Source organism: Planctobacterium sp. AWH2_060, from assembly GCF_056158425.1.
This window is the reverse complement of record NZ_JBSWTG010000001.1, coordinates 2,758,284-2,770,664: the sequence shown is the minus strand read 5'-3', so window position 1 is coordinate 2,770,664 and position 12,381 is coordinate 2,758,284. Positions and strand designations below refer to the sequence as shown.

General features: G+C 48.3%; 8 protein-coding genes. All 8 read right to left on the bottom strand.

Going from position 1 to position 12,381, the window contains the following annotated elements; translation table 11 throughout:
- Positions 1-5 precede the first annotated feature (5 nt).
- Complete coding sequence (gene hflK, locus ACXAD8_RS11775) at positions 6-899, bottom strand: FtsH protease activity modulator HflK (RefSeq protein ID WP_475228702.1); 894 nt, start codon at positions 897-899, stop codon at positions 6-8.
- Between the two features lie 8 nt (positions 900-907).
- Positions 908-1,795, bottom strand: coding sequence for a protease modulator HflC (hflC, locus tag ACXAD8_RS11770; RefSeq protein ID WP_475228700.1), 888 nt, complete (start codon positions 1,793-1,795; stop codon positions 908-910).
- 13 nt (positions 1,796-1,808) lie between these two features.
- Positions 1,809-3,482, bottom strand: a complete 1,674-nt coding sequence (locus tag ACXAD8_RS11765) for a cation diffusion facilitator family transporter (protein WP_475228697.1) — start codon at positions 3,480-3,482, stop codon at positions 1,809-1,811.
- Positions 3,479-5,146: a hypothetical protein gene (locus tag ACXAD8_RS11760; RefSeq protein WP_475228695.1), complete on the bottom strand. Its 1,668-nt coding sequence runs from the start codon at positions 5,144-5,146 to the stop codon at positions 3,479-3,481. The genes ACXAD8_RS11765 and ACXAD8_RS11760 overlap by 4 nt, the downstream gene beginning before the upstream one ends.
- Before the next feature lie 90 nt (positions 5,147-5,236).
- Positions 5,237-7,213, bottom strand: a complete 1,977-nt coding sequence (locus ACXAD8_RS11755; RefSeq protein ID WP_475228693.1) for an alkaline phosphatase PhoX — start codon at positions 7,211-7,213, stop codon at positions 5,237-5,239.
- A 463-nt stretch (positions 7,214-7,676) separates the two neighbouring features.
- Positions 7,677-8,012, bottom strand: coding sequence for a zinc ribbon domain-containing protein YjdM (locus tag ACXAD8_RS11750; RefSeq protein WP_475228690.1), 336 nt, complete (start codon positions 8,010-8,012; stop codon positions 7,677-7,679).
- A gap of 124 nt (positions 8,013-8,136) precedes the next feature.
- Complete coding sequence (locus ACXAD8_RS11745; RefSeq protein WP_475228688.1) at positions 8,137-11,274, bottom strand: efflux RND transporter permease subunit; 3,138 nt, start codon at positions 11,272-11,274, stop codon at positions 8,137-8,139.
- Entirely contained in the window at positions 11,271-12,335 is a 1,065-nt protein-coding gene (locus ACXAD8_RS11740) for an efflux RND transporter periplasmic adaptor subunit (RefSeq protein ID WP_475228686.1), read from the bottom strand. The genes ACXAD8_RS11745 and ACXAD8_RS11740 overlap by 4 nt, the downstream gene beginning before the upstream one ends.
- Between the last annotated feature and the right edge of the window lie 46 nt (positions 12,336-12,381).

Below are 12,381 nucleotides of genomic sequence, written 5' to 3'. Positions count from 1 at the left end.
TGGTATTATTTTGTAGATTTAACAATATCTACCTGAGCTCTGGCCAATACCAGCTCAATTTGTTCAATGTATTGCCGCTGTTTGGTTAAATCAGGTGATTCTTTATAAGCGGCCAGCATGGTCACAAAACGCTCGTGATCACCTTTGGCTTTTTCGATTTGTTCTTTGCCATATGCCTGCGCATCTAGCTTGGTTTTGTTGGCTTCGCTGCGCGCTTTGGCTAGCAAGGTGCTGCGCTCCCCTTGCGCTTCTTGAATCAACTTTTGCTTCTCTGAGCGGGCCACGGCCACATTGTCAAAGCCTTTTTTAATGGATGGGGGGGGCTCTAGACGGCGTATTTGTACTGAGGTAATTCTCACCCCGAGCTGGTAGGCTAAAGAATACTCCTGAATGGCGTTTTTTATGGCGTTTTGAAAACGGGTTCGCCCTGTTGTCAGCAAATCCTCAAAGCCATTGGCACCCACGTAAAACAAGGTCTCAGACACCGCAATTTGGCGCAGTAAAGATTCTGAATTGGCCGCTGAGTTATAATACACACTCGGTGCACTGATATTGTATTGCACTTCAAGTGCAACGTTCACCAGGTTGCCATCGCCAGTGGTCAGCTCCGGTTGAATGTACCTTTGCGCTCCGTCATTAAAATCAATGGCGATGGAACGAAGTGAAGTCGAAGACAGTTTTTGCGCCGATTCAAATGGCCAAGGCAAGTGGTAATGCATTCCGGGCATCACGTTATCTTCAATGACTTTACCCATGCGAGTAACAATAGCGCGCTCTTCTTGTCCAACAGAATACAAGCCGCTGAGCACGTATAGTACGGGCAAGACTAATAGCAATAGAGATTTAAAAGAGGTTTGGTGTTTATGGGCGATAAAGGCCAGATCGTCACTGAGTGTCATGGTCGTACCTATTTTTCCTGTGCTGGTGGTTGCAGCAACGCATGGAAGATAGGCGTATCAGATGACAGTATCAGTTGGCTGTCTTTATTGATAATTTTGTCGTATGCCCCAAGTGAGCGAGTAAACTGATAATAGTCTTTGTGCAACTCAAATGATTTTGCATACAGTCTGGCGGCTTCAGCTTCGCTATTGCCCTTGACGGTTTGCGCATCGCGATAGGCAACGGCTTTCAGGTTGCGGATCTCAAGCTCGGTTTCCGCTCGGATCTTAGCTGCTTCCTCTTGCCCTTCAGCTCGGTATTGCCTGGCAAGCTTGTCCCATTCCGATTCCATGCGCTTGTAGATTGCTAACAGGTTTTGCTTCGGGAATCCCAAACGGTTAGGGCGAATGGAGACCACCTCAATACCCAACTCTCGCTGAGCTACTCGATTGGCGGAACCGGTAATAGTCGCAAAGATGCGGTTCACTTCATCACTCTTTTCATCTACTGCGAAAATGGTATTTAAGGGTACGGAGCCAATAGCGGCCCCTATTTCAGCATTGGCAAGGGTTTCTAAACGCTGCTCGGCGATTTGATTGTTTCTGACACTGGCTAAAAAGGCTTTAGGCTCAGTAATTTTCCATACCACGAAAACATCCAATACCAGGTTGCGGCGGTCTAAGGTGCCATACTCTGCGGGGGCAATTTGAAATAATTGCAGGCGTTTATCCAGGCGCTTAACGGTGTGAATCGGATCGGGTAATTTAAAAGCAGGACCGGCTTCATCGATCACATCAACGGGTTTGCCAAACTGGGAAATCACCGCTATTTCAGTTTCTTTCACGGCGACAACACTGGTCACTGCTAAGTAAGCAGCCACCACCAGTATCAAAATAAGCCATACAAAACGCTTCATATTCACTCTCTTACTATCTTCGTTTGCTCTGATGGTTGCTTAGCCAGTCGCGAATATCGTTTTGCGCAATGGCTGGGTCTACCACAATCAGTTTTTTATCGGTCAGATTTTTTGTCAGGCTGTCGATATAATGGTTGTATCTGAAGGCCTCCGGGGATTGTTTATATACTTCGGCGAGCTGGCGCATACGGGAGGCATCCCCTTGAGCTATCAAGTTTTTCTCATTGGCATTGGCCTGAATTAACGCGGACTCCATAATAACGTTGGCGCTAGCCATAGGGAGATCATTAAGTCGCTGGGCTATGGCACGATTAATTCTCTGTTGTTTTTCCTGATAAGCGGTCAAAACATCGCGATAGCTACTTACCACCATAGCAGGTGGTTGCAGTGACTGAATTTGGGCATCCACTAGGGTAATGGCAATGCCAAGCTCAGCCAAACTGTGCTTTACCGATTCTGCAACGCGCTCGGCAAAACCATTGTGACTGGTTTGCATGATGTCATTGAAAGAATGACTGCCGGCATGACGCCACAAGGCGGCTTCTGTCTGCATTTTGACTAGGGTGGGTAAGTCGGCGGACAGCAAAAACTGATCAGGCGCATGCTTAAATCGGTAGTGTAGCGTAAAATTAATATCGATTAGGTTTTCATCGCCGGTGGCCAGGTACGGCGTTTCTTCGCCTAGCACTCTATTTTGTTTGATTTCCCGCCACAAGTTGTGCTCTTCGTTGGCGAGCAGTTGTACCGAGCTGCCCACGGTTGCTGAAAATACCGTTTGTTCCGGAACTAATACTATTTTGCCAAAGGGCCACGGCAGGCGATAGTGCAACCCTGCTGCTAACGGCTCACCAATGCTTTCATTAAATTGTTGTTTTAGACCGCTATAACCATAAGGGACCGCCTGAAACCCACTGCCCAGGTAGCCAATCAACAGCAACGATAGTAAACCATATCGCAGCTTGTACATGCCTGTTGCAGCGCGCTCAGTCAGCGCGAGCAATTTGCTGCCAATGGGCAAGTTTTGGCACAGTTTTACCGCGATATCGGTGAAAGACAGCTGATCAAAATCAGTCCCTTTTATCAAACTGCGAAAGCCGGATACTAATAATTCCAAACCCGACAAGCCAATCATTACCGCGATTAAAATGGCCACCAGGTTATCAATATAAATTCCCACCATAAAACTCACTAGCGACAACAGCACAGCAATAGAGCTAAACAGGTCTACTAAACTGTGATAGCCGTCGGCCTCAAGGGCGATGGAGTCGGTTTCTTTGCCTACATAGGTTTTGAGTCTGGCCATGAACAGCACAATGGCAATCACCACCAACATGCCTAATATGCCTACCCAGAGGTTAGCAATTTGCTCGCTTTCGTTGCTGTTGATTTCCTGGGCAATCTCAAAGGGCACATACAAGATAATAAGGGCCACAAAAATGGCCAGAATCGACTCAATGCGGCGCGCGAATTTAATGCCGGCTTCGCTTTGTTTTTTCTCCTGACGCTCGCGGATCACAATGCCGCAAAGCAAAATCAACGAAACAATAAAATCCGTTGCCGAGTGATAGGCATCCGCCAGGAGCGCGGCACTGCCGGTAAAAAAAGCCAGCACCGCTTTGATGAGGGTCAGTACGACATCAGCAAAAATGGCTACTAAAGAGGTGCGAATTCGACGATCCTGAATCATTGCTGGTTCCAGTCCAGTCGGATATCCCATACATACCGGAATTCAGGCAATAGGGGTTTGTCACCAAACTCAACATCTTTAAATACATTCGTCGCTGGTGTGATATTCACATCCCGACCGTATATATAACTTTGCTCGGTAACAATCTGGTGATAAGCCTTATTGAGCTGCATTGCCCTTTCATACGAGGGGGCTATCAGTTCATAAACATTATCTAAAGCGCGGATCTCTTGTTCTTTAACGCTGCCATCGGCATTAAACCAACGTTCCAGCATTTCGGTGTTTTGACGAAATTCGTCACCGCCACCAACACGTTTTAAATAGGTGAGGTATTCGCCTTCAACCTCTCCCAGGTTGGGAACGTCTTTAATCAACTTAAGATCGGTATAGCCCCATCCTGTGGCGCCCTCAACTTTGCGCGGAAACGCAAAGGTGGTGTCGATGGTTGAGCCGACGCTTTTGTGGCATCCCATACAGAAGAATTGCTCTTCAAAGTGTTGTTTGCGCAGCGTACCTGTCTGGTCTTCAATAAAGCCCCACAAGGTCCATCCTTGTCGATTGGACATGCCTTTGTGACCGTAATCCTGCACGGCGGGTAAGTTTTCATAATGTTTTTCTTTGCGTTCACCGTAATTAATCGATGTGATTTTGGCGGGTTCGATGAATTGGTTCTTGCGTGAGTAACGCACTTCTTTCATACGCGCAGATTGAGTAATTTGGTTGTTTTCGTCCACCGCCAAATATCGAACGGTGTGGAAAAACTCTGTGCCCACGGGGTATAACGAACGGGTTACTGGAACCTGTCGCGCATCACCCAGAAAGTAGTCTCTGCGCAACATGGTATCGGTGCTAAGCGAAAAAACGCCATCGCCATCCAGGTCCACGTCGATAGCGGCTTCATTAAGGCCCTTTACCTTTATCTGGTCAATTTCTTTGATGGCCATTTCCACTAAGCTTAAATTGGCAAAATAGACATCTTCTGAGAATTGGCCGTTGATTTCTGAAAACTCCGGTGCCAGACGGATCATGACATCGTTGGTTGAGCCATTGGTGGGCCAAAAGGTGCTGGGCAAGGATTTAAAGCGAAACGCCACCCAACGAGAACCATCCAGTGCCAATCCTTTTTCGTCAAAGGCTTGTGCCCCCAAATGTAAATTTTGTAGTCCGGGATTGCTGTCTTCCCAGTTGAGTTCCATCCAGCTCAACCACTCGCTATAGTTTTCACTATTGATGTAGTCGATGATGGCTTCGTCACTGAGGTTTGCAATGTAATCTGTTCGGTCTTTGAACAAGTTGACCCAACTGTTGTGTCGCCCTTCGTCTGAAAAGCCGTAGGTACCTTGTAAAAACCCATCATTTAAGTTGTTGACTCGTTTTTCTGTTGGCGGGTAGCTCTGGTGACAAACGTAACAGGGATTATTTACCCCTTTTGTTTTGGTGTAACACTGAGACGGGATCAGTGCTTCGGGATTGTAGATTTCACCGTGTTTAACCCAATCAAGTGCAGGTACTCCATCGGTGAGTCTTGCCACCACTTTTTGATACGCACTGGTTTCACTGTCGGCGCTTGATGATTGCACTGACATCTCGGTTTCGGGGTGTTTGGAACAGGCCGATAATACTGTGGCGAATGCAGCAAGCCACAAGGGGGAAAATTTAGACACGATGACTCTCTTCGATTGACTTACCTGACTGTGAAAAGGAAGGGACAAAAGCCCCTTCCCAAACAGTCTTACTTAGTGACTTAACCCAGCTTATTCCGCTGCAGTTGGGTCATATATCCACAATGTGTTGTTGGTTTGGCTGCCGTCTTCACCGATTAGAATGCGGCCGTCTTCCAATACCATCACGTTATCTGGTTGCGACAGGTTGTTAACGTCACAGCGTTCCGCGCCATCCAGGCTTGAACGATAAGTTGCCCCCATCAATACCGGCTCAATACGCGCAACATCATAACCAGCAGTTAGCGGCATGCGATAAACGCCGCCACAGTCTTTAACGCGGTCAGATAACTGAATGTCACCTTCACCGTCAATCATGCCGCGGTCGATGTCAGCAATGGCGAAGTAAACATAGGCTTGAGATACGATTTCGCCGTCGCCATTGACGTCGGTGCCTGTTTCAGCTTCTTCTGCACGTGCCACGTTGACGTTGATACCTTCAAATTTACGCCACTCAGCTGTGGCGCCTTTAGCGCGCGCTGCTTTGCGAGACTCAAGGAATGCAATGCGATCATCCATTGCTTCGCCAGCGGTGACTAAACCACCAAAGTCGTCTGCATCGTCAGATTCCTGGGCTGTATCACCCTGGAATGCTGGGTAAGCTGCATCACCTGCTGCCCACGCTTCTGCATCGGCATCAGTCAGGTAGCTACTGCGGCCAGCCACATAGTCATCTACACCAATACCGTCGTACTCGGCAATCCAGGCGTCAATTTGTGCGTTGTTACCACTTGCCAGCTCAACCCAGGTAATGTCAAAGCCAGTGGTTGCTGGCTCATTGTTGCCTGCATCCTGGGTAACTTTGGCCGCGTAAAGCGTACCCGCACTCAGGTCGCCGGCGACGTCAGCAACGAATTTATACAAAACGCCATTGGTGTCATCTTGTGACAAATAAACCGTGCGTTCGTCCGGCATTACAACCGAGTTTTCGTGTTCAAAACGGCCCATTGCATAGTGTTTAACCGGGGTAACGTTGGCGATATCGGCATCCATTGGGTTGGTGACTTCCACAATGTAGTGATAACGATAAGTGTTAGGGAAAACCGCGGCGCTTTCTGCTGTGGTCACTTCACCGTTAATGTAAGTGGCCAATGCATCGCGAGATGCGGTGTCGCCGCCTAATATTGCATCTGGTGCATTCCAGAACTCAGTGGAGTCACCAAAGTTACCCCATTCTTCAGATGTTAGCGGCGTGTTCCATGGAGACAATGTACCAAAGCAGTTAGCGATGGTGCCATACAGACCAAAATCTAGCATTTCAGAGCTGTTTACCGTCCACTTGTAGTCGTTATCGCTCTTTGAAATTGAAGTACGGCTCATACCGCCTGGGTACAATTCCCAGTTGGTGAACAGGTAACCATTGTTGGCGTCAACAGGTACGTAGGCATTGAAGTCAACCATGTCAGAACGCACCACTTCAAAAGAACCGGTCGAATCGTAAACTGAACCGATACCCTCTACAGGTGCGCCAGCAATTTGTTGTCCACCTTTGATAAGTACCTGATATTCACCGTAGGCAACCTGCACTGTTTGCTTTTCTTCATCAGTCAGAGGTACAGGTGAAGAGATCAGGTTTTTAGGTAAGTTGTTAACGTTAACACCGGTGACGGCACCAACCAGCGCGTCGTTGTGCACCACGCCGTCAGCATCCGCAATGGCATTTTCAGAATCAGGGTGCTGCGCATTGAAGAATAGCTCACCGTTTGAAGATACGAAAATACCGGTTACCTCAGCGCCCAGTGGCACTGTAGCAAAGCGTGTTAAACCGTCAGGCATAGGTACTACGGCGTCACCGTCTTGACCGTCAGCACCTGGCGCACCATCTTGTCCATCAGCTCCGTCCTGACCGTCAGCACCTGGTGCACCGTCTTGGCCGTCTGTGCCATCTTGACCGTCTGCTCCCGGCGCTCCAGCGGCACCTTCAGGTCCTGCTGGACCAGCAGCACCATCATCGCCATCACATGCGGTCAGCGCAAATAAGGGAATAGCGATTAAAAGAGCTTTACGCACTGCTTGTCCAAGCAATGCTTTTCTAAATGTTGTATTCAACGATTGCATTATCATTATGAAGTTACCTTAAATTACTTGAAATTTATGCGCTCAAACTCTGTTCAAAAAACCTGGCCCTGTTATTCGAAGAGGGAGCTGCGTATTGGTCCTTGCTGTTATATGGCGGGGTACTGCTTTACACAAAATTGTAGTGTAAAAGCCACAAACCATAACAACGGGGAGTAAACCTACAGAGGGAAAATGAAAGTTAAATGATAGTTATATTAAGGAAATATAGACAGATTGTAACAAAGCCTCGCAGGCCTATTCGCATAAGGGGGTAGGTTAATAAAATATGCGAACAAGAAACGAAGCCATGTGTAATTTAAACAGTGATAATAAGCAATATAGGATTTAATGGGCCATTGGCTGTCAGCCTGCTATCCAGATTGCCTTGGGAGATAAATGTCCACCGGATTTTCTCTTATGCCTTCTTCACAAACTTAGCAGTGACCATCATTTCACCGACACCATCTACTTTGCAGTCCAGCTCGTGATCTTTTTTATCCAGCACTCTTCGCACCAGCGCTTTGGTGCCAATTTTAATCACCTGAGAGCTGCCTTTTATTTTCAGATCTTTGATAACAGTGACTTTATCGCCGTCTACCAGTAACGCGCCATTGGCATCTTTGACGTTAATTGTATCTTCTTCTTTTACTTCAGCGGGATTCCACTCGTAGGCACATTCGGGACAAATCAGGTTGTCTTGATCCTGATAAACATATTCTGAGTTACATTGCGGGCAAGGGGGAAATGACATAGGTTTTTCGCTTTCTGTAAAAAAGCCTTGCAGGGTAAAGCAATCTTAGCCACATGCAAGCGGATTAAGCACAATATTACTGATTGATATAATAAGCGGCTTAATCCGTTGTTAATGGGACAGGTCAGGCATTTTGATTGGTGTGTGACTGGTTTTCTTTAAGAAGCGCAACCAGCAAAGCAGGCAAAAAGCTCATGGTCAGCACCATGGAACCCAGAATACCGCACAAAACAATGATACCTACACCGCGATACAACTCGGTTCCCGCGCCGGGAATGAGCACCAAAGGTGCAAGTCCCAGAATCGTGGTGGAGGTAGACATTAGTATCGGTGTCAGGCGTCGTTTTACTGCCTGATGCACGGCTTCCTGCACCTGCATCCCTAAATCCTGAATATTCTTGCGGGTTTGTTCTACTATCAAAATGGGATTGTTGACGACTGTACCCAGTAAGATCAGAAAACCTAGCATGGTGATCATATCAAAGGGCTGATGAAAACCTGGCAAGCCGATAGCAGAGGCTGCACCGCCTAAGCCATTAAGTAGGATCAATCCCAATAATCCGCTGGCCATCCCCAGTGGAACTGTGGCTAAGATAAAAAGGGGATATTGCCAGTGCTTAAATATCGCCACCAATAACAGGTAACTGATCACCAGGGCAATCAGGAAATTACCGGATAAAGAGGAGCGGGTGGCCTGTAACTGATCCGCTGCACCACTGACATCCACACGTATTCCTTGAGCAATTTCACCCGATTGCCACAATGTGGGTAATAGCTGTGTGCGGACTATTTTCTCGGCGGTTTCAAGTGCCACATCCCGTGGAGGAATGATGTAAACCGTGACCGTTCTGTCGCCGTCGATACGCCGCAGGCTGTTACTGTTTTTGGTTTCTATCAGGTCGGCCATCGCATTCAGAGGCAGAACGCCACCCGCAGGTGTGATCATGGGAGCCTGACTCAATTGTTCGATGGTTTGCCCATGACCGGCGCCACTAAACAGGAATATGTCTACCTTGTCATCGCCCAGAATGAATTCATCAACAAAAGCGCCATCGCTTAAGGCTGACACGGCATAGCCGAAATCTCGATTACTGAATCCCAATTCTTCCAATCTGCGCCAGCGAGGGCGGATCTCTATCAGAGGTTGGGTCAGAGACAATGAGTGGGGATCGGAATTGATTTGAGGATTCTCAAACGATAATTCCGCCTGACGATACACAGCTTCAGCGGCCTGATACAGCTCTTCCATATTAGCGCCGGAAATATCCACCGCTACCGCACGGGAGCCGCCATCGTTGCTGGAGATAATAGAGCCTCGGGAAGAGAACGCCCGCATATTCTCGTAGCTTCTGAATTTTTTGGTGATTTGTTCCATCATTTCATTGATCTGAGCCGGGTCTTTAGGCGCACTCAATAACCAGATGCGCCCTACCGCTACCCGCATCAGATAGTATTGTAGTGGCACCATCTCGCCTTCCTGATACTGATCTTCAGATTGCGCCGTGTAGATATCAAAATAATCGCGTAACTCATTACCAATCTGTTGCATCTCGGTGAGGTTATATCCGGGCGGCGCTATCATCATGCTGAACGCCTTGGGCTCCTCACCTTCTGGCAGATATTCCGCGGCAGGCATCAACCACCAGGCCAGGCCGGGAATGATCAGAAAAAAGCCCGCACACCAGGCTCTTGCTGAGCTACGATTTTTTGTGAATATAGCGGTGAAGTTGAGCCATTTTCGTTCAGAGGTGGTGCGGGATACGGTAACAAACTCTTTATTTTTAGTGAGTTTTGCCAGGCTGACCGGTACGACAAACACTGCGATTAACATGGACGCCAGAATGGCACCAGAAATAGCGATGGCAATATCCGAGTACAGTTGTCCGGCTTCTTCCTGAACAAACAAGATGGGGGTGAATACCATAATGGTGGTAGCTGTTGAGGCTAACACCGCGGGCCAGACATCCTGCACACCCTCGATTGCCGCTTGCAGTTTAGAAGTGTTTTTTCGCCAGGCTTCGATAATGGATTCCAGCACCACTATAGTGTTGTCCACTGTCATGCCTATGGCAAACGCAACACCTGCGAGTGAGATAACATTGATGGTGCGGCCCATCAGGTTGAGGGCGACGAATGCCGCAATTGTACAAACCGGAATACCTAACACACCCACTAATGTGGCTCTGCCGGAGCGCAAAAACAGGTACATAACACCGGTGGCCAGCAACGCACCCAAAATCAGATTAAACCAGACGTTTTTCAGCGAGTCCTGAACGTATTGCACGTCGTCGCCCATGAGGATCATTTCCAGGCCATTCTGTGCCAGTAAGTTGTTGTTCAGATCTTCAACAACCGCCAAAATTCCCTGTTTGATATCAATTACATTGGAGCCACTTTCGCGGCGCACTGACAACATCAAATTGCGCTGACCATCAAAGTACGACAAGCCTCGGGTTTCGAAATGATCGAGTCTGATATCTGCGATATCACGTAAATAAACGCTGTTGCCGTTTACGCGTTTTATTTCGATATCACCAATTTCAGACAACTCTTCAAAACGGCCCACAACCCGGAGTAAATAACGATTTTGACCGCTTTCAATATCGCCCGCTGAGGCATCGCGGTTGCGGTCCCGCACTGCATCACGAATTTCTCCCAAACTGATCCCGCGTTGTGCCAGCCGTGCTGCATCTACCTGGATCTGAATTTGTCGGGCGGCACCGCCGTTGACGCCAATTTCAGAAACGCCTGCAACGCTTTCCATACGCGGACGCACATAATCCTGAGCAAAGTCACTGAGTAAATCCATGTCCAATTGCAGCGGATTACCTGGTAAGGGTTTCAGAGCAAAATACATAAAAGCGTTGCTGGAAAAGGCACTGGAGAACAATCTGGGTTGGTCGACGTTTTCCGGATAAGAAGGCACCTGGCTTAGTGCGTTATTAACTCGGATCAGGGCATCATTGGCATCGACACCAAATGGAAAGTCCAGCTCAATATTGGCCTCGCCCATTTCGGCATAGGAAGTCATGCGCTGCAGGTTGGGTAAGCCCCGTAAATATCGCTCCTGCTCAATCAGGATTTCTTTTTCTATGTCTTGTGGTGTGGCACCCGACCATCCGGTCTGAACGGTAATGGTACGCACTTCCAGATCCGGAATCATCTGAATAGGAGTTTTACTGGAGGTAACCAGTCCCAGGATGGCGGCGATAAAAACACAGACCGCTACCAGTATTCCTCGTTGAGCAACAGCGGCTATCATTCGGCATCCTCCGCGCTTTGCATTTTAACCGAGGTATTTTCCTGCAATAGTTGCACCCCTTTACTGATGTAGGGCACATTGTCCGGGGCTCCAGAAACCGCTACCCGCTCACTGTCTCGTTGCTCAATTTTGACGATATGACGCACGGTTTTGTTGTCCTGCACCGAAAACACGCTGCTCCCGCCATCGGGGTGGGATTTAAGGGCCGATTTGGGTAGCCATACAAGTGCTTCCGCATGAGAGCTTAAGTCTAGTTTCATGGTGGCCGACATGCCCGCGATGAGCTGCTGATCTTCGGCTATATTAATCAAAACGTTAAAGGTACGGGTTTGTGGATCGGATACCGGCACTACTGCAGAGATGGGGAGCTGTATGGTTTGAATCTGGGCATTGTCTACGGTGATAGTTACTGTGGGGTTATTGGTCGCTAACAGGTTAGCTATGGCGCTGTAGTGTTCTTGCGGAATTGCCACTTTGAGTCGAAGTCGGGTATTCGACACCAGGTTAAATACGGGACTCTGGGGCTGCACCCATTCACCGATGTCGGCATTGCGGGCCGTGATTACACCGGAGAACGGTGCGTAAACTGTGTGCCGTTTTAAAATTTCTCGCTGTAAACCCAGGCTGGCTTTGGCTCGCAATAACGAGGTTTCCACTTCTGAGACACGGGACTTTCGTTCAGCGATCAGGGTTTCCGGCACAAACTGTGTTTTTGATAGTCGCAGGGCCTCATTGTAGACACGCTGCGCTTCGGCCAATTGCACTTCCGCTGTATTTACTGCCGCTTCAAACTCCTGCAGTTGATATTGCGCCAGACTGGCATCTAATTGTAAGAGTTTGTCGCCTTTCTCGACCTTGTCTCCCATGTCTTTGAACAATGAGGCCACCAGTCCCGCTTGCTGCACAGCGATCTTGGCGTCCTGAATGGCTTCAATGGTGCCGGTAAGTTGCAGGGTTTGTTGCTTCACCACAGTTTCCGGATACACTACAGTGACTTCCTGAGTTTGAGCAAAGCTGCTGACTGAAACAAGCCAGAATAGTAAAGGAAGTGTGCGCGACATTAAGGTATCTCCATGTGTTTGGTCAGCATGTGAAAACAGCTGCAAG

Bases quoted from the DNA above. Each gene is read 5' to 3' on its own strand.
- hflK (WP_475228702.1), bottom strand. From the start codon at position 899: ATGACACTCAGTGACGATCTGGCCTTTATCGCCCATAAACACCAAACC.
- ACXAD8_RS11765 (WP_475228697.1), bottom strand. From the start codon at position 3,482: ATGATTCAGGATCGTCGAATTCGCACCTCTTTAGTAGCCATTTTTGCT.
- hflC (WP_475228700.1), bottom strand. From the start codon at position 1,795: ATGAAGCGTTTTGTATGGCTTATTTTGATACTGGTGGTGGCTGCTTAC.
- ACXAD8_RS11750 (WP_475228690.1), bottom strand. From the start codon at position 8,012: ATGTCATTTCCCCCTTGCCCGCAATGTAACTCAGAATATGTTTATCAG.
- ACXAD8_RS11745 (WP_475228688.1), bottom strand. From the start codon at position 11,274: ATGATAGCCGCTGTTGCTCAACGAGGAATACTGGTAGCGGTCTGTGTT.
- ACXAD8_RS11740 (WP_475228686.1), bottom strand. From the start codon at position 12,335: ATGTCGCGCACACTTCCTTTACTATTCTGGCTTGTTTCAGTCAGCAGC.